Annotated in this window: 29 protein-coding genes; 28 read left to right on the top strand and 1 reads right to left on the bottom strand. The window is 45.2% G+C overall.

Going from position 1 to position 25,097, the window contains the following annotated elements; genetic code table 11:
• Nucleotide 1 precedes the first annotated feature (1 nt).
• The 27 genes from hpf to ACYRYY_RS02645 all read left to right on the top strand — a co-directional run bounded on the left by hpf (nt 2) and on the right by ACYRYY_RS02645 (nt 22,809).
• Entirely contained in the window at nt 2-535 is a 534-nt protein-coding gene (gene hpf / locus ACYRYY_RS02775; protein ID WP_460213968.1) for a ribosome hibernation-promoting factor, HPF/YfiA family, read from the top strand.
• Nucleotides 536-545: 10 nt separating this feature from the next.
• Nucleotides 546-1,004: a PTS sugar transporter subunit IIA gene (locus ACYRYY_RS02770; RefSeq protein ID WP_460213967.1), complete on the top strand. Its 459-nt coding sequence runs from the start codon at nt 546-548 to the stop codon at nt 1,002-1,004.
• 27 nt (nt 1,005-1,031) lie between these two features.
• On the top strand, nt 1,032-2,033 hold the full coding sequence (hprK, locus tag ACYRYY_RS02765) for an HPr(Ser) kinase/phosphatase (protein ID WP_460213966.1): 1,002 nt from the start codon (nt 1,032-1,034) through the stop codon (nt 2,031-2,033).
• Nucleotides 2,033-2,884 carry an RNase adapter RapZ gene (gene rapZ / locus ACYRYY_RS02760; RefSeq protein ID WP_460213965.1) on the top strand — a complete coding sequence of 284 codons (852 nt, stop codon included), beginning with the start codon at nt 2,033-2,035 and terminating at the stop codon, nt 2,882-2,884. Before hprK ends, rapZ begins: the two co-directional genes overlap by 1 nt.
• Nucleotides 2,885-2,886: 2 nt before the next feature.
• On the top strand, nt 2,887-3,294 hold the full coding sequence (locus tag ACYRYY_RS02755) for a PTS sugar transporter subunit IIA (protein ID WP_460213964.1): 408 nt from the start codon (nt 2,887-2,889) through the stop codon (nt 3,292-3,294).
• A complete protein-coding gene (locus ACYRYY_RS02750; RefSeq protein ID WP_460213963.1) occupies nt 3,291-3,782 on the top strand; it encodes a PTS system mannose/fructose/N-acetylgalactosamine-transporter subunit IIB in 492 nt (163 codons plus the stop codon). The genes ACYRYY_RS02755 and ACYRYY_RS02750 overlap by 4 nt, the downstream gene beginning before the upstream one ends.
• Nucleotides 3,779-4,435, top strand: a complete 657-nt coding sequence (locus tag ACYRYY_RS02745) for a PTS sugar transporter subunit IIC (protein WP_460213962.1) — start codon at nt 3,779-3,781, stop codon at nt 4,433-4,435. The genes ACYRYY_RS02750 and ACYRYY_RS02745 overlap by 4 nt, the downstream gene beginning before the upstream one ends.
• Nucleotides 4,432-5,130: a PTS system mannose/fructose/sorbose family transporter subunit IID gene (locus tag ACYRYY_RS02740; RefSeq protein ID WP_460213961.1), complete on the top strand. Its 699-nt coding sequence runs from the start codon at nt 4,432-4,434 to the stop codon at nt 5,128-5,130. Before ACYRYY_RS02745 ends, ACYRYY_RS02740 begins: the two co-directional genes overlap by 4 nt.
• Nucleotides 5,131-5,406, top strand: coding sequence for an HPr family phosphocarrier protein (locus ACYRYY_RS02735; RefSeq protein WP_460213960.1), 276 nt, complete (start codon nt 5,131-5,133; stop codon nt 5,404-5,406). It abuts the gene before it with no gap.
• Nucleotides 5,403-7,145: a phosphoenolpyruvate--protein phosphotransferase gene (gene ptsP, locus ACYRYY_RS02730; RefSeq protein ID WP_460213959.1), complete on the top strand. Its 1,743-nt coding sequence runs from the start codon at nt 5,403-5,405 to the stop codon at nt 7,143-7,145. The genes ACYRYY_RS02735 and ptsP overlap by 4 nt, the downstream gene beginning before the upstream one ends.
• A 71-nt stretch (nt 7,146-7,216) precedes the next feature.
• A complete protein-coding gene (pgsA, locus tag ACYRYY_RS02725) occupies nt 7,217-7,789 on the top strand; it encodes a CDP-diacylglycerol--glycerol-3-phosphate 3-phosphatidyltransferase (protein ID WP_460213958.1) in 573 nt (190 codons plus the stop codon).
• The gene (locus ACYRYY_RS02720) at nt 7,770-8,852 is read left to right on the top strand and encodes a DUF362 domain-containing protein (RefSeq protein WP_460213957.1); all 1,083 of its coding nucleotides are present in this window, start codon (nt 7,770-7,772) and stop codon (nt 8,850-8,852) included. Before pgsA ends, ACYRYY_RS02720 begins: the two co-directional genes overlap by 20 nt.
• On the top strand, nt 8,849-9,439 hold the full coding sequence (gene plsY, locus ACYRYY_RS02715; RefSeq protein WP_460213956.1) for a glycerol-3-phosphate 1-O-acyltransferase PlsY: 591 nt from the start codon (nt 8,849-8,851) through the stop codon (nt 9,437-9,439). Before ACYRYY_RS02720 ends, plsY begins: the two co-directional genes overlap by 4 nt.
• A complete protein-coding gene (gene ribD, locus ACYRYY_RS02710; protein ID WP_460213955.1) occupies nt 9,414-10,571 on the top strand; it encodes a bifunctional diaminohydroxyphosphoribosylaminopyrimidine deaminase/5-amino-6-(5-phosphoribosylamino)uracil reductase RibD in 1,158 nt (385 codons plus the stop codon). Before plsY ends, ribD begins: the two co-directional genes overlap by 26 nt.
• Nucleotides 10,553-11,176: a riboflavin synthase gene (locus ACYRYY_RS02705; RefSeq protein WP_460213954.1), complete on the top strand. Its 624-nt coding sequence runs from the start codon at nt 10,553-10,555 to the stop codon at nt 11,174-11,176. Before ribD ends, ACYRYY_RS02705 begins: the two co-directional genes overlap by 19 nt.
• Before the next feature lie 302 nt (nt 11,177-11,478).
• Nucleotides 11,479-12,693, top strand: a complete 1,215-nt coding sequence (locus ACYRYY_RS02700; protein WP_460213953.1) for a bifunctional 3,4-dihydroxy-2-butanone-4-phosphate synthase/GTP cyclohydrolase II — start codon at nt 11,479-11,481, stop codon at nt 12,691-12,693.
• A 378-nt stretch (nt 12,694-13,071) separates the two neighbouring features.
• Nucleotides 13,072-13,545: a 6,7-dimethyl-8-ribityllumazine synthase gene (gene ribH / locus ACYRYY_RS02695; protein ID WP_460213952.1), complete on the top strand. Its 474-nt coding sequence runs from the start codon at nt 13,072-13,074 to the stop codon at nt 13,543-13,545.
• A complete protein-coding gene (gene nusB / locus ACYRYY_RS02690) occupies nt 13,538-13,975 on the top strand; it encodes a transcription antitermination factor NusB (protein WP_460213951.1) in 438 nt (145 codons plus the stop codon). Before ribH ends, nusB begins: the two co-directional genes overlap by 8 nt.
• The gene (locus ACYRYY_RS02685) at nt 13,968-14,375 is read left to right on the top strand and encodes a hypothetical protein (RefSeq protein ID WP_460213950.1); all 408 of its coding nucleotides are present in this window, start codon (nt 13,968-13,970) and stop codon (nt 14,373-14,375) included. The genes nusB and ACYRYY_RS02685 overlap by 8 nt, the downstream gene beginning before the upstream one ends.
• The gene (locus ACYRYY_RS02680) at nt 14,353-14,601 is read left to right on the top strand and encodes a DUF4911 domain-containing protein (RefSeq protein WP_460213949.1); all 249 of its coding nucleotides are present in this window, start codon (nt 14,353-14,355) and stop codon (nt 14,599-14,601) included. Before ACYRYY_RS02685 ends, ACYRYY_RS02680 begins: the two co-directional genes overlap by 23 nt.
• Nucleotides 14,595-15,959, top strand: a complete 1,365-nt coding sequence (locus ACYRYY_RS02675) for a TldD/PmbA family protein (protein WP_460213948.1) — start codon at nt 14,595-14,597, stop codon at nt 15,957-15,959. The genes ACYRYY_RS02680 and ACYRYY_RS02675 overlap by 7 nt, the downstream gene beginning before the upstream one ends.
• On the top strand, nt 15,959-16,891 hold the full coding sequence (locus ACYRYY_RS02670; RefSeq protein ID WP_460213947.1) for a 3'-5' exoribonuclease YhaM family protein: 933 nt from the start codon (nt 15,959-15,961) through the stop codon (nt 16,889-16,891). Before ACYRYY_RS02675 ends, ACYRYY_RS02670 begins: the two co-directional genes overlap by 1 nt.
• Before the next feature lie 423 nt (nt 16,892-17,314).
• Nucleotides 17,315-17,968: a DUF502 domain-containing protein gene (locus tag ACYRYY_RS02665; RefSeq protein ID WP_460213946.1), complete on the top strand. Its 654-nt coding sequence runs from the start codon at nt 17,315-17,317 to the stop codon at nt 17,966-17,968.
• The gene (gene aroE, locus ACYRYY_RS02660; RefSeq protein WP_460213945.1) at nt 17,958-18,776 is read left to right on the top strand and encodes a shikimate dehydrogenase; all 819 of its coding nucleotides are present in this window, start codon (nt 17,958-17,960) and stop codon (nt 18,774-18,776) included. The genes ACYRYY_RS02665 and aroE overlap by 11 nt, the downstream gene beginning before the upstream one ends.
• A gap of 32 nt (nt 18,777-18,808) precedes the next feature.
• Nucleotides 18,809-20,494, top strand: coding sequence for a type IV-A pilus assembly ATPase PilB (gene pilB / locus ACYRYY_RS02655; RefSeq protein WP_460216448.1), 1,686 nt, complete (start codon nt 18,809-18,811; stop codon nt 20,492-20,494).
• A 15-nt stretch (nt 20,495-20,509) separates the two neighbouring features.
• Nucleotides 20,510-21,595 carry a type IV pilus twitching motility protein PilT gene (locus ACYRYY_RS02650; RefSeq protein ID WP_460213944.1) on the top strand — a complete coding sequence of 362 codons (1,086 nt, stop codon included), beginning with the start codon at nt 20,510-20,512 and terminating at the stop codon, nt 21,593-21,595.
• Between the two features lie 5 nt (nt 21,596-21,600).
• A complete protein-coding gene (locus tag ACYRYY_RS02645; protein ID WP_460213943.1) occupies nt 21,601-22,809 on the top strand; it encodes a type II secretion system F family protein in 1,209 nt (402 codons plus the stop codon).
• Nucleotides 22,810-22,877: 68 nt separating this feature from the next.
• Here the strand turns inward: ACYRYY_RS02645 and ACYRYY_RS02640 are convergent, their stop codons facing one another.
• Entirely contained in the window at nt 22,878-24,146 is a 1,269-nt protein-coding gene (locus ACYRYY_RS02640; RefSeq protein ID WP_460213942.1) for a TolC family protein, read from the bottom strand.
• A 253-nt stretch (nt 24,147-24,399) separates the two neighbouring features.
• Between ACYRYY_RS02640 and ACYRYY_RS02635 the strand changes: the two genes are divergently transcribed.
• Nucleotides 24,400-25,083 carry an LOG family protein gene (locus ACYRYY_RS02635; protein ID WP_460213941.1) on the top strand — a complete coding sequence of 228 codons (684 nt, stop codon included), beginning with the start codon at nt 24,400-24,402 and terminating at the stop codon, nt 25,081-25,083.
• Nucleotides 25,084-25,097 lie beyond the last annotated feature (14 nt).

Raw genomic sequence — 25,097 nt, 5'->3', positions numbered from 1 at the left:
CATGAACGTCCAGATCACTGCAAGAAACATTGAAATTACGGATGCAATAAGAAGCTACGCAGAAAAGAAAGTCGCAAAACTTGAAAAATACTTCGATCATATCACCGAAGCAAACGTTCTTCTGGAGGTTCAGAAAAATCTTCATATAGTTGAAGTGCTTATCACTGCCAAAGGCGTGTTTATGAAAGGTCTTGAAAAGTCTGAAGACCTCTACGCCTCAATAGACCTCGCCGTGGATAAGATAGAAAAACAGCTTATAAAATACAAAGAAAAACTGAAAAGCAAAAAACTCATGGATAAAGAGTTCAAAGCTCCCCTCAAACTTAACGTTCTTGACGTTGAGAGCTTTGATGCTGATGAACCCCGTGTGGTAGTGTCTAAAGACATGCCTGTTAAACCTATGGATGTTGAAGAAGCCGTTATGCAGATGGATCTGCTTAACAAGGCATTCTTTGTTTTCCGCAATGCCGAAACAGGCGATCTCAGCGTTGTTTACAAAAGAGACGACGGCAACATCGGTCTGATCGACTCTTAGGCATAATTGAATGAATCTTTCCGAATACATAGACGGGGAGAGGGTAATCCTCTCCCTTTCTGCTCATGATAAAGATTCCGCAATCAGGGAAATGGTGGGCTTTCTGGATCAGAAGAAAGCTCTTTCCGACACGGAATCGGCGTTAAAGGCACTCTTTGAAAGAGAAAAACTTGGCAGCACAGGGGTTGGCGAGGAAATTGCGATTCCCCATGCAAAACTTGCGTCCATTGAAGATCTTGTGATCATGCTGGCTTGCAGCAAAGGAATACCCTTTGACTCAGCGGACGGAAAAGATGTGAGGATATTCTTTCTTCTCCTTGCGCCTGAAAAGCAAATGAACCTGCACCTTAAGACACTTGCAAAAATCAGCAGGCTTGTGAAGTCTACGGGTTTTAAAGAAAGGGTGCTTGAAGCCGGAAGCGTTGCCGATGTGTGCCGCATTCTCAGTGAAGAGGAACAGAAACTTTAAATAGGATAAATATCCGGATGAATCTGTATGGATAAACTGCCTGTTTCCGATCTGCTCTCAGCGGGAGCGAAACATATAGGGCTCAGACTGCTTTACGGTAAGAAGCAGATTCACGAACGCTTTGTAACCAGCTACCGAATCCAGAAACCGGGGCTGGCTCTGGCGGGTTTTACCGAATATCTGCACGAGGGGCGAATACAAATCCTCGGCAATACAGAAATAAGCTATCTCTGGACACTCCCCCCGAAACAGCGCAGAACTGCTGCCGACAACCTCATGCGGCATAACATAAGCTGTTTTATCGTTACGAAAAATCTCAAAATACCGAAAGAATTTCTCGCTGCTGTCAAAGAGAGCGATATACCTCTCCTGAAAACAAAGCTCTTAAGTTCAAAGGCTATTGAATTTATTACGGATTTTCTTGAGGAAAGACTTGCTCCCGAAACAAACACCCACGGTGTTCTTATGGATGTTTACGGCATCGGTGTTCTTATCAGAGGCAGAAGCGGCATAGGCAAAAGCGAATGCGCCGTTGAGCTTGTGAAAAGAGGTCACAGGCTTGTGGCGGATGATATAGTCACCATAAAAAAACGCTATGACACACTTGTGGGGATGAGTAATGATATTCTGCGCCACCACATAGAGGTGAGAGGACTGGGCATATTGAACATCAAGGACATGTTCGGTGTGACTGCGATCCGCATGCGTAAGAAGATGGAGCTTGTCATAGAGTTTGTGGACTGGGATCAGGTGGGAAGCTGTGACCGCATAGGGCTTGAAAAAAAGTTTTACGAAGCTCTTGATATCCAGATTCCGATGATTGTTCTGCCCATCACCGCCGGGCGAAATATGGCGGTTATAGTTGAAGTCGCCGCCAGAAACCAGCTTCTGAAGGTAATGGGTTATGATTCTGCAAAGGTTTTTTCCGAAAATCTGCTCAATAAAATGAACCCGAAGAGAAAAAAGAATGGTAACACCACCGGAGATATATTATCATTTAAAAATATTCCTAAAAAGGGGGAAGAATAGTGGAGGGAGTTTCTCTGGTTGTCCTCACAGGACTTTCCGGAGCCGGTAAATCAAGGGCGGCTGACGTTCTGGAGGATCTCGGCTATTATACAGTGGACAATTTTCCTCCTCAGCTTCTGGAAAAGTTCCTTGAACTCATTGGCACTCTGAATATGGATGTTTCCAAGGTTGCCCTTGTGATAGACATCCGCAGCAGAAACAATCAAAAAGCATTCGAGGTTATTTCTCTTCTTAAAAAAAGCTACGGTGCCAAGGTGCTTTTTATTGAGGCGGATAATGCCACACTGATCAAGCGATACAAAGAAACAAGGCGCACCCACCCCCTTGGCTCCAGCCTGCCCGAAGCAATCAATACCGAACGCGAAAGTCTTCGGGAGATAAGGGAAACCGCTGATATTGTCATAGATACATCACGTAAAACAGTACATGAGCTTGCCCGCCAGGTGGAGTCATATTTCGCTGACGATGATTCTGCTGTGCTGAATATAACTGTTCAGTCTTTCGGGTTTAAATACGGTGTGCCAGAGGATTCCGACATGCTTTTTGATGTCCGCTTTCTTAAAAATCCTTTTTTTGAAGAGGAACTCAAGGAAAAAACAGGTTTGCAGAAAGATGTTCAGGAGTTCGTCTTTTCTGATCAAAATACAGGGATATTTCTTGATAAACTGAAAGATATGCTTAACTTTCTCATCCCGAACTATCTTGAGGAAGGGAAGAAATTTTTTACCATATCAATAGGATGCACAGGCGGTAAACACAGATCCGTGACTATTGCCGAAAATCTATCGAAATATCTGAAAGAAGCGACTAAATTTAAAGTTATAACTAAGCACAGAGATATGGACAGGTGACAATGATGGTCGGAATAGTTCTTGTAACACACGGAAGATTCGGGGAAGAGCTTAAAAAAAGCGCAGAAATGATCTTGGGATCTCAGGAAGGTGTGGAGACGATTTCCATGGAGTACGGCTCATCTCTGGCGGATGTGGCCGACGAAATAGAAAAAATAATCGCCAGATATGAAGAGTCCGGGGCAATTGTGTTTACCGACATGTTCGGAGGCAGCCCCTCTAATGTGGCTATGGCTTACCTCGGCGCAAAAAATGTTGAGGTTGTTTCAGGCGTTAATCTCCCTATGCTGATAAAGGCTCTGGGGATGAGGCGTGAAAATAAATCCATAAGGGTGATGTGCAATGAATGCGCTGAATCCGCAAGGCAGAGCATTATAGTTGCCGGAGAGCTTTTAAAAGAGACATCATGAAGAAGATTATTTTTCGTGTTGATGACAGACTTATACACGGTCAGGTGATTGAAGGCTGGGTGAAGTATTACAAAATACACCGGATAATGGTGGTGAGTGACCGAATCGCCGGAGACAGCCTTCAGCGAATGATCTTTCAAAGCGCTCTGCCTTCGGGCTGTACCCTTGAGATTATGAGCGTTGATCAGTTTATTGCCGGTTTCAGCAGGCTGAAAAAGGTGAAGGACTATACCCTTGTCCTTATGGAGTCTGTTGAGGATCTGGCACGATGTATGAACCTTATAGACAGCGATATATATGTAAACATAGGCTGTGTTGCATGCCGTGAGCATAAGGTTGAGGTATCCAACACTGTGTTTCTTGACCTGAACGAAATTGAACAGGTCTGTTCAATCAGGGACATGGTCGAGGTGTATATTCATAAAGTTCCGTGGGAGCCCAGCGTAGAAATACGAAATTTTTCAAAACTTCTTAAAGGCGGGTTATGACCCAGCTTATTCTACTGTTGGCTTTTTCAGGGATAATCACAATTGACAGAGCCGCAGGCTTCAACACTATGATATCCAGACCGCTTGTTGTGTCCGTAATAATCGGAATGATTTTCGGCTCGGTAGAGTTGTGCTTTCTCGGCGGACTTATCTTCGAGATAATAGGTCTTGTGGATGTGCCTGTGGGCACAAGGATTGCCAGAGACGACAGCTTCGGTGCCTATGCTTTCAGCCTTGTTTTGTCTTATCACGCCGTAACAGGCATGAGCAACTTTATCCTTGCTCTTATGCTTGTGATAATCTTTACTTATCCGGTTACTATGTCTGTCCATATATGCAGGAAGATCAACAAGAGGCTTTATCTCCGTGAACTTACCAAAGGGGAGAGGTTTAATGCATCAAAGCTTGTTAAGCTGGGTCTTCTGTTCCACTTCGGGCAGGGCGTGGTGGTCTACAACCTTGCTTTTGTTATTATATACACTCTTTACCAGTGGTTTGCGGCTTATCTGCCCGGTAATGACAACTTCATACCCTATATGGTGTTTACGATAATATTTCTTTCGGGCTTTCTGCTCCGTTTTCTTTCAGGGAACAGTTATGTTAAGTATCTGCTGTTTCTTGGCGGTGTTCTCGTGGGGTGGGCAGTATTATGAAAAGCTTAATCACCCTTTTCAAGAGCCTTTTTTACCATGCGGGGCTTAACCACGAAAACATGCAGGGTACAGGCTTCTTTTACCTTTTAAAGGATGCCGCAAAGCGTAACGGGGTTGAAATAGATTCCGCTGTTCTTGAAAACCAGCGGAAGTATTTCCACACACATCCTTTTCTGGTGAACTTCATCCTTGGCATGTGGCTTACGGAATATAAAAACGGGTCGGATCCGGAAACTTTCAAAAAAGCCTATTCATCTGCTTTCGGAGCATTAGGTGACAGCTTTTTCTGGCATTCTCTGCGCCCTTTTTCCTTTGTATTTGCAGCAATAACCGGAACAGTGGATCCGTTTTTGGGGATAATGATATATCTTCTGACTTTTAATCTGTTTCACTTTACATTTCTTTTCACCGGCTACAGCCTTGGAATGGAGCTGGGAAGAGATGTTATTGTCTGGTTTAACCGGATAGGATTCAACAAATGGCCTGAACACTTTGATCTAGTAAGCGTCTTCTTTTTAGGCGTTTTTCTTGCATATATATTTAAAACCGGCGCTGAAATAAGCGTGGATGTTTTCTTTATTGCCGCTGGTTATCTCGCTATGGGGCTTATTATGGCTAAAAAGCTGGATATAACCCTTGGGCTTATGATTAACCTGATTTTAAGCGGTATAATTTTTTTTCAGTTGGGAGTTTAAATGCAGTTACTTAACAAAAAGCTGGAAATAGTAAATGAGCTTGGTCTGCACGCCAGAGCTGCAGCGAGCCTTGTTAAGGTTGCTGAGAAGTTTTCCTGCGATATTAAAGTGAAAAAGGACGGCTTTGAGGTAAACGGAAAAAGTATCATGGGACTTATGATGCTTGCTGCGCAGAAAGGCAGTTTTATCGAAATTACAGCAAACGGAACGGATGCCGATGAGGCTGTATGCGCCATAGAAAATCTTGTCTCTGACAGATTTGGTGAGGGAAAATGAAGATCTATAAAGGCATAGGTTCGTCAGAGGGCGTTTCCATCGGGAAATGCTACCTTCTTGACCGCTTGAAAGTAAGTTTTCAGAGGAGAAAAATAGAGCCGGGCGAGATAGACAGCGAATGCTTAAGGCTGGACGCTGCTGTTGCCGATGCCACCGCATATATTGAGCAGGTGAGGGAGATGGGCAAGGACAGTTACTCTGAAAGCCACTCAATGATTTTCGACGTTTACCTGATGCTTCTGCGTGATGAAATGCTTATCGGAAAGAGCAAAGAGCTGGTCAGGAACAGTCTGGTAAACGCCGAACATGCCCTTCACATGACCGGCAGGGAACTCAGCCGCATGTTCCAGCGTGCTGATGATGAATATCTGCGGGAAAGAGGCAACGATGTTGTACATATCGTACAGAAACTGATGCGTTTTCTCACAGGGGAAGGATACGACATTCTGGAAAAGGTTGAGGAACACTCTGTTGTTGTTTCCCACGACCTTTCACCTTCTGACACAACGCATATCCTCAAGAAAAACATAAAAGGGTTTGCAACGGATCTCGGCAGCAAGATTTCACATACCTCAATACTTGCCCGTTCCCTTGGTCTGCCCGCTGTTGTGGGACTGGAGGATATATCAAAGATTGCTGAAACAGGCGACACCATTATCCTTGACGGTTTTGAAGGGGTGGTAATCATTGACCCCGATGCCGAAACCCTTGAAAAATATACAATTAAGGAAAAAAGATATAAAGACTATATAACTTCTCTTGAAAATCTCCGCGACACCGAGGTAAGGACTGCGGACGGCGTGGATGTTTATCTTTACTCAAATGTTGAACTGAATGACGAGATACATCTCTCAAACCTTAACAATGCTTCCGGAGTCGGACTTTACAGAACAGAATATATATACCTTCAGTATGGGGATGTTTCGGAAGAGAAACAGTTTCAGGTGCTTAAAGAAGCAATAGAACTTAACGCAGGGAAACCCACAACCATAAGGACATTTGACCTCGGAGGGGAGAAACTGTCTGAGGAAATGCCCCACCCGAAGGAGCAGAACCCTGTGATGGGGCTTCGTGCCGTGCGTTACTCACTCAGATTCAGAGAGTTCTTTATCAGGCAGCTAAGGGCTATTCTCCGTGCCTCAGTGCATGGTGAAATAAAGATCATGTTCCCCATGATTTCAGGTCTGCATGAATACCGTCAGGTGAGAGAAGTTTACGAAACTGCTAAAAAGTCACTCCGTGCGGAAGGAGTTCCCTTTGCAGATAATATTAAGCTGGGTATAATGGTGGAGCTTCCGTCCATAGCTATCATAAGCGGTATGATAGCCCGTGAGGTGGATTTTATGAGTGTCGGCACTAACGACCTTATTCAGTACACCTTAGGGATAGACCGAAACAATGAATATGTGGCTTATCTTTACAAGCCTGCGCATCCGGCAATACTCACACTGCTGAATACCATTATAACCGCAGCCAGGAAAGAGGGGATAGACTGCTCTGTCTGCGGTGAGATAGCAGGTGAACCACGCTATATCCCCATACTGCTTGGTTTGGGCTACAGACAGCTCAGTATGAGCCCTGCGCACATTCTGCGTGCCAAGAAACTCATAAAGCAGCTAAAGGTTCATGACTGCGAACAGCTTGTGACAGAACTTATCAGGTGCGATACCTCCATTCTGGCGGAGGAGAAAGTTACAGCCTTTGTGGAAAAACAGGGAGAGGGTATTTTCTTCTCCTGAAAAAGTGCCTTGTAAAATATCTTTGAGCGTATATAATTCATGCGGATTAGAAAATTATAACGGAAGTTTTTATGAATAAAGCACAGCGTGAGCTGAACCCTGCAAACCTCCTTACAGCACTGCGAATTATTTCTGTGCCTGTTTTTCTTGTTTTTCTCTATTTCGATAAGCCTCTTCTCAATGTTATTGCGTGCGTGATATATACTGTTTTTGCAGTTACTGATTATGTGGATGGCTATATCGCCAGAAAATATAATATGGTCACAGACTTGGGGAAAATCCTCGACCCTGTTGCTGACAAGATTTTTGTAGCCGCAACTATGATAGCCCTTGTGGAAATGGGCAGGCTGGAAGGCTTTGTGCTGATGATAATCCTCACCCGTGATTTTGCCGTGGGAGCTTTAAGAAACCTTGCCGCAAGCAAAGGGATAATCATCGCTGCCGGAAACGCAGGGAAATGGAAAACCGGCTTTCAGATGACAGGTGTAGGCTGTATTATCTTCAAAAACAGCCTTTTTGGTCTGAATGTACATCTCGTGGGGACAATTCTTGTCTATATATCACTCATATTCTCAATGTATTCCGCATGGGAATATTTCAGGGGCTACTACAGAAAACCTGCTGATGAAAACAGTAAAGCTTGATACCGCAAAGGGTTATTATGACCCTGCCGTTGTTTCTTTTATAGATTCGTTCTTTTCCCGCCATGCCGGAAGGCTTGAAGAGGCGGGAACAATTCTCCTCAAACCTAATCTGCTCCTTGCCGCTCCGCCGGAAAGGGGAATAACCACACATCCGCTGTTTGTTGAAGCAGTTATAAATGTTATTCGTAAATATACAAAATCAGAGCTTATCCTTGGTGACAGCCCTGGAGCAAACTTCGGAAAATACGAGACTGTTCTTAACAAAACAGGCATGGCTGATGTATGCGCAAAGTATGGCATAAAAATTGTCCGTATGGAGGCATCTGCTCCTAAGATGAGAAACGGGCGTGTTTATGCTCCCGCCGCCGATGAGGCTGATCTTATAATAAATATCGCCAAGCTGAAAACCCACTCCCTCACCGGACTTACTCTGTGTGTCAAAAACATGTTCGGGCTTGTCCCCGGCAATGCAAAGGTCGGCTACCACAGAGCACACCCGGACGACAGGGAGCTGGCTTATAATATCTACGATTTCTTCTCTATGTTCGAGGGGCGAATCCTTAATATTCTGGATGGAATCACCGCGCACGAGGGGGACGGACCCTCAAGGGGAAAACCCGTTCATCTCGGTATTATGGCAGCATCAGATGATGCCGTGGCACTGGATGCCGCCGTGACAAGGCTTCTCGGCCTGGATGAAGACTTCTGTCTGACTACGCTGGGCGCAAAAAGAAAAGGATACGACACTTCAGATATTAAAGCGGACAAGCCGGACGGTCAGTTTCGCATAAAGATCCCCGTCTCAAAGCGGGTTCCTGTTCTGCCTGCCTTTCTTAAATCATGGGTATCTGACAGGATTTTCGTAAAACCTTTCATTATATCGGAAAAATGTATAAAATGCCGTCTGTGTGTAAAAAGCTGTCCTGTGGACGCAATACGGGCAGACGATGAGTTTTTAATAGAGCCTGACAAATGTATAGAGTGCTTCTGCTGTCACGAGGTCTGTGAGTCAGACGCAGTGGGCATGAGGCGTTCATTTCTTCATAAGGTGTTTGTAAGATGAAATTTGTTTTACTTATTCTATGTTATTTTATCGGGTCGGTTCCAACGGGCTATCTTCTTGTTAAAAAGCTGAAAGGGATTGACATCAGAACGGTCGGCAGCGGTAATGTAGGCGCAACAAATGCGGCGAGAATACTCGGCAAGTGGGGTTTTATCACCGTTTTTGCCATTGATATGCTCAAAGGCTTTCTCCCTGTCTGGATCATCGGTATCTATTATCCCGAAGTGGTTCTCATTGCCGCTGTGCTTGTTGTTCTCGGACACACGTACACTGTTTTTCTTAACTTCAAGGGCGGAAAAGGGGTCGCCACTGCTGTGGGTGTTTTTCTGGCTCTTGCTCCTGTCCCCCTCGGTGTGGCTGCTGTGGCATTCGGCGTAGTGGTCTATATCTCCCGCATGGTGTCTTTAAGCTCAATAACAGCCGCCGCTGTGCTCGCCGCCTCTGTTGTCCTGATGAACACGGGGTTGCCTTTAAAGATTTTTACAGTGGTTATCGCCGCTTTTGTGATCTATAAACACAGAACAAACATCAGCCGAATTATGAAAGGCGAGGAAAATAAAATTGAGTTCAACCGTAAATCCTCTTGATATAATGGATGAGTGCGCCTCCCTTGCTCTTGCGGGGAAGGGCTTTACAAAAACTAATCCCATTGTCGGTGCTATTGTCGTTAAAGACGGCAAGGTTATCGGAAGAGGCTGGCACACTGAATACGGAAAAGCCCACGCAGAAGTTATGGCAATCGCTGATGCGGGAGATGTTCGGGGTGCTGATCTCTATGTGACCCTTGAGCCTTGCAGCCATCACGGAAAGACCCCTCCATGTGTTAATAAAATTATCGAAACAGGGATAAAACGTGTTTTTGTCGGGGTTGTTGACCCTAATCCGGTGAATGCGGGAAACGGACTTAACATACTGATGGAGCACGGCATAGAGGTCTTCCTCGGATACAGGGAAACTCTGTGCGCCGCTCTTATAGAGGACTTTACAAAGCGTATCCTCACAGGTCTTCCGTATTACTCTCTTAAAACCGCCACATCCATAGACGGTAAACTCGCCACCAGAACAAAGGACTCAAAATGGATCTCCTCTGCTTCGTCCAGAGCGTATGTGCATTACCTCCGCAGTGTGTCTGACGCTGTGCTTGTGGGTGTGAATACTGTTATAGCCGATGACCCCCAGCTTAATGTGCGGGATCTGGACTCGGAAAATGACCCATACAAAATTGTTCTTGACCCTCACGGAAGAATGCCCGAAGGCAGGAAGCTTGAAGAAAATCCTGATAAACTTATATATGTAACAGAAAAAGGGGCTGAAACTGCCGCTGCGTCACGGCTTCGCTCAAAGGGCGCACATGTGATTGATATTGAATGTATAAACGGCTCTCTGGATCTGCGTGAACTTTCCGGCAGACTGCTTGAAATGAAGATAATGAACATTCTCATTGAAGGCGGCGGCGAAACAGCGGGAAGCTTTTTTGATGCAGATCTTGTGGATAAGGGCTATTTTTTCATAGCTCCGAAAATAATCGGCGGACGTGATGCTGTTATGACTGTCGGCGGAAAGGGTGCTGATCTTGTCAGCCATTCAAAAGAGATGCTGGAGACCGATATGAGGCACTTTGAGAACGATATACTCATAAGCGGACGCTTTAATGACTACAGCAGCCATGTGCTGAATTTAACAGAAAAACTGAGGAACAGATGTTCACGGGGATTATAGAAGAAACAGGGAAGATCGACGCCCTGAATATAAAAGGGAGTTCCGCCGTAATCAGAATCAGATGCGCCAAGGTGCTTGAAGATTCTAAAATCGGTGACTCTATAGCGGTAAACGGTGTCTGCCTGACGGCTACTGAAATTGCGGGAGACAGCTTCAGTGCGGACATCTCATACGAAACCCTCAAACGGACATCCCTCGCCGGAGTATCTGCCGGAACAAGGGTAAATCTGGAAAGGGCACTCACACTCACAACTCGTCTCGGAGGACACATAGTCAGCGGACATGTTGATGGACTGGGCACTGTTGATTCTGTCATACCGAAGGGCGATTCTTACGTTCTGCGGATCAGGTTTCCGCAGGAAATGGATAAATATATAGCGGAAAAAGGCTCAATAACAATAGACGGTATAAGCCTTACTGTGGCTTCATTAAACGGACTGACGTTTGATGTGGCTGTGATTCCCCATACTTTTAAGGAAACGGTTCTTTCAGATAAACGCCGTGGCGATAAAGTTAATCTTGAAGCTGACGTCATAGCACGCTATCTTGAAAAGTTGATAAAGAAGGAAGGGAAGGATATAACTTCGCTTCTTAATATGCTGTAACGAATATATTTCCATGGAATGCAAACACGAGCAGTTAAGTGGATATTACTTCGCTTCTTAATATGCTGTAATGAATATATTTCCATGGAGGGAAATCCGCCGTGCGAAGCGAAGGCAGGTTTATCCTGCCGCGAGCGTGTGGCGAGTGTTTCCATGGAAGGCAAACACGAGCAGTTAAGTGGATATTACTTCGCTTCTTAATATGCTGTAATGAATATATTTCCATGGAGGGAAATCCGCCGTGGAACGTTAATACAGTTTACCTTACCGTGAACGGTTAGTACAAAATCAGGTGGTAAAAGATGAAATATAAAAATATTGCTACGATAGACGCAGCTATTGAGGATCTTAAACAGGGTAAGATGATTATCCTTGTGGATGATGAGGACAGAGAAAATGAGGGCGACCTTGTTTGCGCCGCTGAGTATGTGACGCCGGAAGCCATTAACTTTATGGCTAAATACGGCCGTGGTCTTATCTGCCTCGCAATGACAGAAGAAAACTGCGACAGACTGGGGCTTGACCTCATGGTTGGCGGAGACGGTAACACAGCCCGCTTCGGAACAGCCTTTACCGTGTCTATTGAGGCGAAAGAGGGTGTCACTACCGGTATTTCTGCTTTTGACAGAGCGCACACAGTTAAGGTTGCAATTGATGATAAATCAACATCAAAAGACCTCGCCAGACCCGGTCATGTTTTCCCTCTGCGTGCAAGGCAGGGCGGAGTGCTTGTGCGTGCAGGACAGACAGAAGGTTCTGTTGATCTTATGAAGTCCGCCGGGCTTAAACCTGCCGGAGTTATCTGCGAGATAATGAACGATGACGGCACTATGGCAAGAATGCCCCAGCTTGATGAATTTGCAGGAATCCACGGGCTGAAGATAGTTACTATAGCGGATCTTATTTCATACAGAATGGAGCATGAAAAGCTCATCGAAGAAACTAATGTCGCAAGGCTTCCCACCAGTGCCGGCGAATTTAATATACTCGGCTTCAGAAGCGTTGTGGACGGTCAGGAAGCTGTTGTTCTTATGAAAGGCGATGTTACCACTGACGAGCCCGTGCTTGTACGTGTGCATTCGCAGTGCCTCACCGGCGATGTTTTCGGTTCAAGAAGGTGCGACTGCCGCTCACAGCTCCACGAGGCTATGGATCTTGTGGAAGCGGAAGGCAGAGGCGTTGTACTTTACTTATTTCAGGAAGGCAGAGGAATAGGCATCCTTAATAAAATCAATGCCTACCATCTTCAGGATGAAGGGCTTGACACCATAGAAGCGAATATTCATCTGGGTTTTAATGAAGATATGCGTGACTATGGTTTCGGTGCGCAGATATTAAGACATCTTGGCATTAATCAGATACGCCTTATTACAAATAACCCTAAAAAGATGCGCTGCATGTCTGGTTATGGGCTTGAGCTTGTGGAAAGGGTCGGCACACACAGTGACCTCAACCCCGAAAACGCAAAATATCTGTTTACTAAAAAGGATAAAATGGGGCATAAACTGGATTTGTGATTCTGCGCTTTCAGCGAACACAATTCCATGGAAGGAATTGCGCCGTGCGAAGCGAAGCCCTGCTTTGCGGGGCGCGAGCGTGTGAGGGCAAACACAGGAAGTAGTTTTCCCGAACTCTATAAAGACAGATAAAATGGGGCATAAACTGGATTTATGATGCTGCGCTTTCAGCAAACACAATTCCATGGAAGGAATTGCGCCGTGCGAAGCGAAGCCCTGCTTTGCAGGGTGCGAGCATGTGAGAGAAAACACAGGAAGTAGTTTTCTCGAACTATAAAAAGAAAGATAAAATGGGGCATAAACTGGATTTGTGATGCTGCGCTTTCAGCGAACACAATTCCATGGTAATCAGCAAATTAATAATATAAGGAGTTCCTTATGATCAAGCCTATAGAAGGAAAATATGACGGCAAAGGATTAAAGTTTGCCATAGTCGCTTCCCGCTTTAATGATTTTATTACACAGCCACTCATAAACGGAGCCGTTGACGCACTTGTGAGACATAACACAGATGAAAAAAATATCGATTTGTTCAAAGTTCCCGGAGCTTTTGAAATTCCGCTTGCTGCACAAAAACTTGCTCTCAGTAAGAAATATGATGCAGTAATTACCCTTGGCGCCGTGATAAGAGGAGCCACTCCGCATTTTGACTTTGTGGCTGCCGAAGTTTCCAAAGGTGTTGCCAAAGTTGCTCTGGATACAGGTGTTCCTGTTATATTTGGCGTTCTTACTACAGATACCATTGAGCAGGCTGTGGAAAGAGCCGGAACTAAAAGCGGTAATAAGGGTGCTGATTGTGCAATGGGTGCGCTTGAGCTTGTAAATCTCTTTAAGGACAATAAACTTGGTTGATAAATCGAAACGGACAAAAGCACGTGAATACGCATTTCAGATGATGTATCGCTACGGTATGACGGGAGAGACTCCCGCTCAGATTCCGCTGACCTTCTGGAAGCCTCTGGGCACAATTGAACCGGAGGTTAAGGATTTTGCGGAGACTCTTTTCAGAGGTGCTGCCGCAAAAGCATCCGACAGTGACGCAATGATCGAAAAATTTCTCAAAAACGGCTGGACATTTGAGCGTATGGGCGAAATTGAGAAAAACATAATGCGTGTAGCATTGTTTGAGCTTCTTGATGGAAAGTCGCCTTACTTTGCTGTTCTGGATGATTTTGTCACTCTTACAAAAAAATTCAGCGATGAAGCCGCAGCAGGACTCGTTAACGGGATTCTGGACAATGTGAGAAAAAGCTACAGTCTTTCGGCAGGTGAAAATGCTTAAAGCCAAGGTCGGTCTGCATAATAAGGGGCTCTTCCCTGCATTTCTGGATTATAACGTAACCGAGCTTAAATGCAGAGGAATGTCTGCAAAGCTCGATCTTTTCTATTACGGCGGGCTGAACAGGGTTCTGAGTGGTCTGAATTCTGAAGAAAGACGTTTTATAAAAGAGGAATGGCTTTTTCTGCGTTCCACCGGTTTTTTTGAGGAAAACGGTTTTTTTGTAACAGATTTCCAGTCAATAGCACCCGCAAAGTTTGCAGAAAAGGTGAAAGAGGCAGGATTTACTAAAATATACATGGAAAATGCCCTTAACTTTGACGTGAAAGAACTTCAGGATGAGCTTGAGGGCATTGAAATAGTGCTTATGGAATTTACAGATGACCCGTACCGTAAAAGTTAAGTGTCATATAGACAAGAAGAATATTCTCCTTGTAAACAGTCTTGTAGACTCGTATGAAGGCTTAGGCATTGTCCGTACGCTGGACAGTGCTAAAGGCAATGTGGTTATATATTCCACTGATACTGTTTATGAAAAACTGATTAAGGTACTGGATGAACTGAATAAATCCGGCATCGGTATTACAGATGTCAGAACAGAGTTCAGTGAGGAAGTTGATAATTGGTAAAATCTCCCGACTATAGCCGCATTCTTAAAAAACTCGCCTCATGCGGTGATTACGCAGATATTTTTATAGAAAGCTCCTTCAGGCGCATTATCGTGTTTGAGGACGGTAAAATAGATACCCTTTCTTCTGAAGATGATGCAGGGGTTGGGCTTCGTCTTATCCGTAACGGCAGAACCTTCTACGGATACACAAACTCATCCGATCCTGATATTCTTGACGAAATAACAGACGGTCTTACCGCTCTGGGCGCAAAAGGTGAGGAGCGGATTCTTGATTTCACAAAATCTGCTCCGGTTTACACATTTGAACGTCCGTGCGAGGCGGTTTCTCTGCCTGATAAAATTAAGATAGCAGAAGCAGTAAGCCGTGCCGCATATGGCGACAAGCGTGTCGTTCAGGTTCGCTCCTTTTACGGAGATGTTTTCAGGGATGTGCGGATTATCAACTCCCTTGGTGATGATAAAACCAAGAAACTGTCATACGTGACAATTTATGCAAACGCCGTGGCAAAAGACGGTGATGAGCTTCAAACCGGCTATGAGTCGTTTGGCGGAGTCTTCGGTGCGGAAGGTCTTGAAGGGTTCGATCCTGAGACTGTCGGCAGAGAGGCTCTGCGTAAGGCGCTTAACAACCTTGAGGCTGATTATGCCCCGGCAGGGCGCATGCCTGTTGTGCTTGCTTCTAAAGCTGGCGGAACAATGGTACATGAAGCTGTCGGACATGGACTTGAGGCGGATCTCGCTGAAGAAGGAATGAGTGTTTATGAAGGTAAGATCGGCACGCAGGTTGCGAATCCGATTATCAGCGTTATAGATGACGGAACACTCAAACCTAAGCGTGGATACATTCCATTTGATGATGAAGGTACAGACGGAGCAAGGAACATTCTGATAGAAGACGGCATACTGAAAGGATACATGCGTGACAGGCTTTATGCACTGAAAAACGGCGGCACCCCCACCGGAAACGGCAGGCGTGAAAGCTACAGACATAAACCGATAGTACGCATGACAAATACATTCATCGCCCCCGGTAAGGACAAGCCGGAAGACATTATAAAATCTGTGGATAACGGAATTTATGTTGCTGACATGGGCGGCGGACAGGTAAATACAGTTAACGGTGATTTCGTTTTTGAAGTAACCGAAGGCTATATAATAAAAAACGGACAGATAGACAGACCGGTCAAAAATGCTACTCTTATGGGCAATGGACCGGAAGTTATGCAGAGTATCGATATGACGGGAAGCGACCTCGGATTCGGGATCGGAACCTGCGGCAAAGCGGGACAGGGTGTGCCTGTCTCCGATGCACAGCCGACTCTGCGTATCCCTTTGATAACTGTAGGCGGTAAATAATGGAACTTACTATTAAAAAAGATTTTATGCTCACTGACATAAACAAGAATGTAACAAGGGACGGCAAGCCTTTTCTCCGCCTTGTCCTGAACGACAGCGAAGGCACAAGACATAACGGAATCATGTTTGACAGCAACAGGCTTGGGTTTGAACCTGCCGGCGGTGACGTGGTTACTGTGGAAGGCGTGCTTCAGCAGTATTCCGGGCAGACCCAGCTCAAAATAACTATGATGGAGAAAAAAGAGGATGCAGATCCTTCGCTTTTCCTCCCCACAAGCGGTCTTGACGCAGATAAACTTATGGACGAGCTGAAAGGGCTGTTTGATACAAGGATCAAAACAGCTTATCTCAAACAGTTTATGGAACTGTTTTTTGCTGATGAAAAGATGGTCGATAAATTTAAGAAGAGTCCCGCAGCAAAGGCAGTTCACCACGCATATGTGAACGGACTCCTTGAGCATACTTTGAGTGTTGCCAAGCTTGCTGTGCTTATGGGTGATTATTACGGGGAAAAAGTTAACACAGAGCATATGCTTTTCGGGGCTCTGTTTCATGATATGGGTAAAATTGTTGAGCTTGATTCCAAACTTGGCTTTGACTATACGTCAAGCGGTAAGCTGCTTGGACACCTCATTCAGGGGATCATGATTTTCAGAAACATGGCAGACAGAGTGGAAGGCTTCCCTGATGATGTAAAGGATCTTATCTGTCATATGATAGCGAGCCATCACGGCTTCCTTGAGTTTGGATCACCGAAAAAACCTAAAACAATTGAGGCACTTATACTGCACCATATTGATGATATGGACGCCAAAATAAATACATTCTCTTCTATTTTTGTTAAAGACGAGGTTCAGGAAACAGGCTGGAGCGGCTACGACAGGCTTCTGGAGCGTCAGATCTTCAAACACGGCTACAAAGAAGAGGAATAGTTTTTTCTTTAAGGCACTGCGGCGGCTAAAGCATACAAGCCGCCGTGCGAAGCGAAACCGTGTATATTAACACATGGATGTGTTCGCAGAGTGCGTACCGCAACGAATGTGAGGAACGCAAACAAAGCGTAAGCAGCAAGGGACTTTCAGCTAAAGCGCAGGATGTGCTTTTCCGCCGTGCGAAGCCGTGTATGTGAACACATGGATGTGTTTGCGGAGTGCGTACCGCAACGAATGTGAGGAACGCAAACAAAGCGTAAGCAGCAAGGGGCTTTCAGCTAAAGCGCAGGATGTGCTTTTCCTCCGTGCGAAGCGAAGCCGTGTTTATCACGGCGCGAGCGTGTATTAAAAAATCCCATGGATGGTGATTTTTTAATTTGATTAATATAGACAAGTTCAATTTCCTATCGTATGCTTTTTTTCATGAAAAAATTCAGAATATTTTTGAGAAATGCCTTTATAGCCGGAATTTTATCGTGCTTACCCATAGTGGTGACATTCTATTTTCTCCGTTTCGTATTTGAGAAGTTCTCCGGCTTCCTGCTCCCTTACTTCGATATGTTCGTGGTGAGGTATGACCTTGTAATTCCCAGATACATAATGGAGTTATTCTCCTTTATAGTGATACTGCTTGCCATACTCTGTATAGGGCTTGTGGCTAAACATTATGTGGGAAAGAAGTTTTTTAACCTTCTTGAGGTTTTGGTATCCAAGATCCCATTTGCAAAAAGTGTGTACGGTATCATGCGCCAGATTGTTGATACTTTTCAGAACGCAGGCGGGAATAATTTTAAGAAAGTTATTCTGGTGGAATATCCCCGAAAGGGAATATACAGCATGGGCTTTATAACCAAGGATGCATCAGACTTTTTTACAAAAGCCACAGGGCAGGACTGCGTGAGTGTTTTCATACCCACCACCCCGAACCCAACCTCCGGCTTTGTGCTTATTATTCCCAAATGCGAACTAACTGAGCTTAAGATACCTGTTGAGGAAGGCATAAAATACATTATCTCCGCCGGAATACTTGAACCATTCGACAAAGATTACGCACCGGAAAAGGGAAATGTATCTTAATCTGGGTCTGATCGGCAATCCTCTGTCGCATACCCTTTCACCATCGATCCATTCACGCTTTCTTGTATCCGCCGGGCTTAACGGCGGATATGCCTGCTTTGAGACTCCTTCAAAAGAACAGCTTCCTGATGTTTTTTCCTTACTTAAAAAATTCAGATTCAGAGGCGTCAACGTCACTGTTCCCTACAAAGAAGACGTCATAAGGTTTATGGATTTTCTTGACCCTCTGGCGGAAGACCTACAGGCAGTTAATACTATCCTTTTTGAAGACGATTATACAAAGGGTTTTAATACCGATGTACACGGTTTTGCCGAAACACTGAGAGAAAACAGCCTTGATTTCAACGGCTCAAAAGTGTTGATGCTGGGCTGCGGCGGGGCTGCGAAGGCTGTTCTGCGCTGTTTGAAAGACTATGAGGATATAAGACTTACTGTAATAAACAGAGACACTGAAAAAGCTGAAAAGATTTTGAAATTTCTTAATTTTGACAACGCTGAAATATACGATTATAATTACATCAGCAGGGAAGCCGCTTATGACGCAGTAATTAACGCCACTTCCATCGGTCTGGACGGTTCTCCTTTTATAAATATGAAAAAAACAATCTGCACAAAGGCGGCGGTCGATTTACAGTATAAACCTTGGGTCACGCCTTTTCTGCAATGTTATGCAGACAGCGGGTGTAAAATAATTAATGGTTTCTCAATGCTTGTTCATCAGGCTCACAATGCTTTTGAGATCTGGACAGGCAGAAAAGCCGAAATAGACATGCAGAATTTAATAAAACTGAGCGGAGCTGTTAATTGAACACCGTCAGGAAAAGCACCAAGCTTGGAAGCATGCTTATTCAGGAGAATCTGATCACACAGGAGCAGCTTGAAAAAGCCCTTGAGCATCAGGTTCACAGGGGCGGCAGGCTGGGCACAATCCTTATCGAAATGGGTTTTGTGGATGAGCTTCATATAGCCAAGCTCCTGAGCCGTCAGTATGGTGTTCCTTATGTTGATATTTCCGAAATAGAGATAGACCAGTCCGCAGCAGATGCCCTTTCCACTGACCTTTGTAAAAAATATAATGTAGTCCCTTTTGCCAGACAGGGTAAAACCCTCAAAGTTGCCATAACCGATCCTTCCAACGCATACGCTCTTGAAGAACTCCGCTTTGTTTCAGGTTTTAACATGGAACCGTATGTGACTGTTGAATCCATGATGAATGAGTTTATCAAGCAGCGGCAGGAGAAGGATGAGGAAAGTAAAGCCGATATTTTTAAAGAGATCGGCGACTTTGATATGGATGACCTTGAGATCGAAACTGTGGCTGAACAGGACATCGCCCTCGAACAGCTCCGTAAAGACATAGAAGACACACCTATTGTCAAGCTGGTTAACCATATAATGAACGAAGCTGTCAAAAGACGTGCATCGGATATACACATAGAGCCCTACGAAAAGGAGTTTCGTGTTCGCCTCAGGGTTGACGGCGTATTGCAGGAGCTGATGAACCCGCCGAAAAGCATTAAGGATGCGGTTATTTCCCGTATCAAAATTCTTGCGGATCTTGATATCGCAGAACGCAGACTCCCGCAGGACGGACGTATTAAGCTGAAACTCGGCTCAACAACCATAGACATGAGGGTTTCAACCCTGCCGGTTCTTTTTGGAGAGAAGGTGGTTATCCGTCTTCTGGATAAAAGCAACCTTCAGCTTGATATGGAGAAGCTAGGCTTTGAACGGGAGTCTCTGGACAGATTGATCAAAGCTATAGAAAGTCCTTACGGAATGGTTCTTGTAACAGGACCGACGGGCAGCGGTAAGTCCACAACTCTTTACTCCGCCCTCAGCAGGCTCAATAAGGAAGATGTAAACATTATGACTGCTGAAGACCCGGTTGAGTACAACCTCTTCGGTGTTAATCAGGTTCAGATGAAGGATGAAATAGGGCTTAACTTTGCTGCCTCCCTGCGTTCATTTCTCAGGCAGGACCCGGACATCATCATGGTGGGTGAGATCAGGGACTATGAAACAGGCGAAATAGCCATCAAAGCAGCCCTTACTGGGCACCTTGTCCTTTCCACCCTGCATACGAACGATGCTCCAAGCACCATAAACAGGCTGCTTAACATGGGTATAGAGCCTTTCCTTGTTGCATCCTCAACAAACCTCATACTTGCCCAGAGGCTTGCGAGGAGGATATGCCAGTCATGCGCCGAGGAAATAGACCTTCCGCCGGAGGCTCTCCTGAGTATAGGCTTCGGAAAAGACGAAATAGGCACTTTTAAGCCGCATAAGGGTAAGGGCTGTGAAAAGTGCGGCGGAACAGGCTACAAGGGAAGGGTGGCGTTCTACGAAGTCATGGAGATAACCGAAAACATCCGTGAGTGTATTCTCAGGGGTGCAAATGCGGGTGAAATTAAGAGAGCGGCGCTTAGTGACGGTATGATATCATTAAGACGCAGCGGTCTTGAAAAAATTAAAAGCGGCATAACCACAGTGGAAGAGGTGGTGAGAGTCACCTTCACCGACTGATTCGGAGGATTATAAATGTACAGCCTTCAGGAACTTCTCTCCAAAATGGTGGAGCTTGACGCAAGCGATATGCACATAACAGTGGGTACACCGCCCACATACCGTGTCAGCGGTGATCTTGTCCGTATTGAAGGCGAGTCCATGAAGCCCGCCGAAACAAAACAGCTTTGTTACAGTATTCTCACTGAGGCTCAGAAACAGAGGCTTGAGGAGGACTGGGAGCTTGACCTTTCCTTCGGACTTAAAGGCGTCAGCCGTTTCAGGGCGAATTTTTTCATGCAGAGAGGAGCTATCGCAGCCGCATTCCGCCGTATTCCATATAAAATCCTCACATTTGAAGAGCTTCATCTCCCTGCTGTTGTGAAATCATTATGCGACAAACCAAGGGGACTTATTCTGGTTACAGGACCTACAGGCAGCGGTAAATCGACCACTCTCGCCTCTATGGTAGATAAAATAAACACAGAGGAACCCGTTCACATCGTAACTGTGGAAGACCCCATAGAGTATGTTCACGTACATAAAAAAGCCACAGTGAATCAGAGAGAACTTCATGCAGACACAAAGTCTTTCCGAAATGCGCTTAAATATATACTCCGTCAGGACCCTGACGTTGTTCTCATAGGTGAGATGCGTGACCTTGAAACCATAGAAGCTGCGCTCACCGTTTCCGAAACAGGTCACCTTACCTTCGGAACACTGCACACTAACAGTGCTGTGCAGACCATCAACCGTATTATAGATGTTTTTCCGCCCCACCAGCAGCCGCAGATAAGGGCGCAGCTTTCCTTTGTCCTTGAAGGGGTTGTTTCCCAGCAGCTTATTCAGAGGGCAGACGGCAAAGGGCGTGTGATGTGCTGTGAGGTTATGGTTCCCAATTCCGCCATACGCAACCTGATCAGGGAAGACAAGCTCCATCAGGTTTACTCCATGATGCAGTCAGGGCAGTCCGAGCACGGAATGCAGACCATGAGCCAGTCTTTGTTTGAAAATTACAGTAAAGGGCTTATCACATATGAAGATGCTGTAAACCGTGCCGTTTACCCTGACGAGGTAAGACAGCTTATCGACAGGGCAGGCGGACCCCGCAGGAAAAGGTAGGTCTCATGGCAGTTTTTAAGTACAGAGGCACAGACCCCGGCGGTCAGCCCATACAAAGTATTATCGAAGCAGATAACAAACAGCAAGCTCAGGATATTCTCAAAAACCGCAAAATCAATGTGCGGGAGATAAAAAGAGACTTGGGCAAGGCTGAAATAAGCCTGCCCGAAAAGGTGAAGGACGAGGATATACTCATCTCCACCAGACAGCTTAGTGTTATGGTGGATGCTGGTCTGCCCATTGTTAAGGCGCTTGATATAATCGCTACGCAGGCGTCCAAGAAACGCATGCGTAAAATATTCACCGATGTTAAAGGCGGTATCGAAACAGGCTCAGAGTTTAATAAGGCTCTGGGTAAATATAAAAATGAGTTCGGCGATCTCTACGTTAACATGATAGCCGCCGGTGAGGCGGGCGGTCTCCTTGACTCTATTCTGGACAGGCTTGCCAACTATCTCGAAAAATCAATATCTCTTAAAAGAAAAGTCAAAGCGGCTATGACATACCCCACTGTGGTTCTCATTGTGGCTATAGCAGTTGTTTACGGACTTATGGTGTTCATCATTCCTAAGTTTAAGGAGATGTACGAGGGCTTCGGCGGTGAGCTTCCCGCTCTGACTCAGCTTGCCATATCCATAAGCGATTTCCTTAGTAAATGGTACGGGGGCGGGCTTATCTTTGCTACTATCATAGTCTCGTTTACATTTCTCAAGCTCACTTATACAAGATCCCCAGCGGGACGGTACAAGATGGATCAGGTTTTTCTGCGTATTCCGAAAATCGGGGATCTGATCCGCAAAGTTGCAGTTGCCAAATTTTCCCGAACATTCGGAACTCTCTTGTCCAGCGGTGTTTCGATTCTTGAGGCGCTTGATATTGTTGCTAAAACCAGTGGCAATAAGGTTATTGAAAAGGCTCTTCTGGACAGCAAGAGGGATATAGAATCAGGTAAAACTATTGTTGAACCACTTGAAAAATCAGGCGTTTTTCCTTCTATGGTTATCCAGATGATCTCTGTGGGCGAGGAGACAGGCTCCCTTGACCTTATGCTTCAGAAAATAGCCGACTTTTATGATGATGAGGTGGATAGGTCTGTGGAAGGGCTTACAAAGCTTATCGAGCCGTTTCTCATGCTTTTTGTGGGCGGAGCGGTAGGTTTTGTTATTATCGCAATGTATTTGCCGATTTTCAAACTTGGTGACGTTATACAATAAAAAAACGGAGCAGGCGTGTTGACCGCTCCGTTCAGACGATAAACTGTTCACTTACTGGTTAAGTTTTTTCAGAAGACTTGCTCTTCCGTAACCCGCTCTATTTCTGCCATTGCCTTGTAAATGTCATACAAAGCCTTGTTATAGTTGTTTCTTGCTCTGGTGAGCATCACACGGGCATCCAAAAGCTCAGTGGATGTTGCCACACGCTGTTTATACTGATTTTCGGTTATGCGGTAGTTCTCTTCTGCTGACTCGGTTTCTTTTTCTGCCACAGCAAGGCTTCCGGTGGCAAGGTCATACTGCTCAAGTGCATTTTCAAGCTGGTATTTCATCTGCGCTGTTGTTTTAAGTTCCTGATGCTTGAGGGACATTGCGTAGGCTTTTTCCGCTGCTGCCGTGCTTCTGCGGGCATTTCCGTCAAAAATACTCCAGTTTGCACTTGCGCCGAAGATAACCTCATCGTCATATGTGCTGTCCCTGTCTGCGGGCTTTGCATCGTCACCGTAGGAATTGTACGAAGCAGATACGTTTATTGATGGCAGTCCGCCCCGTTTTGTTGCATCGGCAGAATAATTCTGAGCCTTTACAAGCTCACGCACATATTTAAGCTCACTCCTGTTAGCCTTGAGGCTTTCAAAAAGAGCCGCCGAATCCAGTTTCTTTTGTGATGGTGCGCTGAAATCCTCGTATACTTCATTTGAGGGAATATTTTCATTTATAAGCCTTTCAAGCTCAAATACAGAGGTGTTCTCGGTACTTTTTGCCTGTAAAAGCGCCTGTCTTTGTGATGCCAGTTCAGCTTCAACCTTAAGCACCTCATTTTTTGGTGATATGCCTACATCGTAATTAAGCTGTGCATCTTTAAGCTGGCTTTCGAGAAGCTCAACGCTTTCTTTTGCCGCCTCAACATCCTTCTTTGCCTGTAAAATGCTGAAAAAAGCTTTTTTAACATCAAGAACAACGTCTGATTTGATGCTGTTTTCCATGTATTTCTGTGCTTCAAGGGATGATTTTGCCGACTTCAGGTTCAGACTGTCCGCCCCTCCTTTAAAAAGGTTATAGCTGACAGTTACATCAGCGCTTGAAGCCTGATTCTTGTCCAGACCGTATTTGTCGTTCTCATTTGAACGCTGGTAAGAGTAGCTTGCATCAAGAGAAGGAAGAAAAGGGGAAAAAGCAGCGCCTACCTGCCTTTCCTTTTGTTCTGTGAGGTACTTGTATTCGGTTATTTCGTGATTGCCTGTCAGAGCTTTGTTCACCGCCTCCTCAAGTGTGAGGGCATGGGCGGAAACAGCGAATGAAAAACATAAAGCAGCCGCCGCAGCTTTTTTTATCATAAATTGTCACCTTCCGTAGTAATTAAAGAATATTAGCACAAACGGAAAGCATGCGGAAACATTAAAGAAATAACCGCACAGTGCATCCCGCATAAAAACTGACATCTAAAAAGCAATAAAGTTTGCATAATATTGATTCCGACGACAATTCAAGGTTAAGGGCTATGAACGGGAAATGTTTTTCTTTGAAGCTTTTGAAAAAATGCTCTATTATATTTTTTTATCGGTCAAAAACAGTACGGTTTTATGAGGAGTGATTCAATTGAATAACGGTGAACTTAATCTCAACGGGCTTCAGTATCTCATTGACGACATGAAAGTCGGTGATACGTGGCGTGTGTTCAAAATACTTGCAGAATTTGTGGACGGATTTGAAACCCTTTCCAAAGTTGGCGGATGCGCTACTGTGTTCGGCTCTGCACGTGTAAGAGAAGGAGATTACGATTACGAACTCGCCCGCAAAGTCGGACGTCTGCTTGCAGATGAAGGCATAGCCGTGATGACAGGCGGCGGTCCGGGCATCATGGAAGCAGCAAACAGAGGAGCCTTTGAAAAAGGCGGGCGTTCTGTGGGCTGCAATATTGAGCTTCCGTATGAACAGAAGCCCAATCCCTATACTAATGTAAGCGTTTCCTTCAACTACTTTTTCATACGCAAGGTAATGCTTGTGAAATATTCAAGCGCATTCATAATAATGCCCGGCGGTTTCGGTACTATGGATGAGCTTTTTGAAGCAATCACCCTTATACAGACACATAAAATAAAGCCTTTTCCCATTATCATGATGGGGAGCGACTTCTGGAAAGGGATGATCGACTGGGTCAAGGAGAGCATGCTCTCAAGAGGATTTATCACCCCCAAAGATCTTGACCTCATTCAGATGGAAGATGACCCTTACGAAGCGGTGGAAGCTGTTAAGCGTTTCCTTGCAAGTTAAGGCTTTGTGATATA

It is taken from the genome of Geovibrio sp. ADMFC3 (assembly GCF_054687035.1).
Note: the sequence above shows the minus strand (reverse complement) of the source record. Positions and strands in the feature narration are given on the sequence as shown.

What these genes read in the sequence shown, in the direction of transcription:
- hpf (WP_460213968.1), top strand. Translation starts at nt 2, where the DNA reads ATGAACGTCCAGATCACTGCAAGAAACATTGAAATTACGGATGCAATA.
- ACYRYY_RS02770 (WP_460213967.1), top strand. Translation starts at nt 546, where the DNA reads ATGAATCTTTCCGAATACATAGACGGGGAGAGGGTAATCCTCTCCCTT.
- hprK (WP_460213966.1), top strand. Translation starts at nt 1,032, where the DNA reads ATGGATAAACTGCCTGTTTCCGATCTGCTCTCAGCGGGAGCGAAACAT.
- ACYRYY_RS02755 (WP_460213964.1), top strand. Translation starts at nt 2,887, where the DNA reads ATGATGGTCGGAATAGTTCTTGTAACACACGGAAGATTCGGGGAAGAG.
- ACYRYY_RS02750 (WP_460213963.1), top strand. Translation starts at nt 3,291, where the DNA reads ATGAAGAAGATTATTTTTCGTGTTGATGACAGACTTATACACGGTCAG.
- ACYRYY_RS02745 (WP_460213962.1), top strand. Translation starts at nt 3,779, where the DNA reads ATGACCCAGCTTATTCTACTGTTGGCTTTTTCAGGGATAATCACAATT.
- ACYRYY_RS02740 (WP_460213961.1), top strand. Translation starts at nt 4,432, where the DNA reads ATGAAAAGCTTAATCACCCTTTTCAAGAGCCTTTTTTACCATGCGGGG.
- ACYRYY_RS02735 (WP_460213960.1), top strand. Translation starts at nt 5,131, where the DNA reads ATGCAGTTACTTAACAAAAAGCTGGAAATAGTAAATGAGCTTGGTCTG.
- ptsP (WP_460213959.1), top strand. Translation starts at nt 5,403, where the DNA reads ATGAAGATCTATAAAGGCATAGGTTCGTCAGAGGGCGTTTCCATCGGG.
- pgsA (WP_460213958.1), top strand. Translation starts at nt 7,217, where the DNA reads ATGAATAAAGCACAGCGTGAGCTGAACCCTGCAAACCTCCTTACAGCA.
- ACYRYY_RS02720 (WP_460213957.1), top strand. Translation starts at nt 7,770, where the DNA reads ATGAAAACAGTAAAGCTTGATACCGCAAAGGGTTATTATGACCCTGCC.
- plsY (WP_460213956.1), top strand. Translation starts at nt 8,849, where the DNA reads ATGAAATTTGTTTTACTTATTCTATGTTATTTTATCGGGTCGGTTCCA.
- ACYRYY_RS02705 (WP_460213954.1), top strand. Translation starts at nt 10,553, where the DNA reads ATGTTCACGGGGATTATAGAAGAAACAGGGAAGATCGACGCCCTGAAT.
- ACYRYY_RS02700 (WP_460213953.1), top strand. Translation starts at nt 11,479, where the DNA reads ATGAAATATAAAAATATTGCTACGATAGACGCAGCTATTGAGGATCTT.
- ribH (WP_460213952.1), top strand. Translation starts at nt 13,072, where the DNA reads ATGATCAAGCCTATAGAAGGAAAATATGACGGCAAAGGATTAAAGTTT.
- ACYRYY_RS02685 (WP_460213950.1), top strand. Translation starts at nt 13,968, where the DNA reads ATGCTTAAAGCCAAGGTCGGTCTGCATAATAAGGGGCTCTTCCCTGCA.
- ACYRYY_RS02680 (WP_460213949.1), top strand. Translation starts at nt 14,353, where the DNA reads ATGACCCGTACCGTAAAAGTTAAGTGTCATATAGACAAGAAGAATATT.
- ACYRYY_RS02670 (WP_460213947.1), top strand. Translation starts at nt 15,959, where the DNA reads ATGGAACTTACTATTAAAAAAGATTTTATGCTCACTGACATAAACAAG.
- ACYRYY_RS02665 (WP_460213946.1), top strand. Translation starts at nt 17,315, where the DNA reads ATGAAAAAATTCAGAATATTTTTGAGAAATGCCTTTATAGCCGGAATT.
- aroE (WP_460213945.1), top strand. Translation starts at nt 17,958, where the DNA reads ATGTATCTTAATCTGGGTCTGATCGGCAATCCTCTGTCGCATACCCTT.
- pilB (WP_460216448.1), top strand. Translation starts at nt 18,809, where the DNA reads ATGCTTATTCAGGAGAATCTGATCACACAGGAGCAGCTTGAAAAAGCC.
- ACYRYY_RS02650 (WP_460213944.1), top strand. Translation starts at nt 20,510, where the DNA reads ATGTACAGCCTTCAGGAACTTCTCTCCAAAATGGTGGAGCTTGACGCA.
- ACYRYY_RS02645 (WP_460213943.1), top strand. Translation starts at nt 21,601, where the DNA reads ATGGCAGTTTTTAAGTACAGAGGCACAGACCCCGGCGGTCAGCCCATA.
- ACYRYY_RS02640 (WP_460213942.1), bottom strand. Translation starts at nt 24,146, where the DNA reads ATGATAAAAAAAGCTGCGGCGGCTGCTTTATGTTTTTCATTCGCTGTT.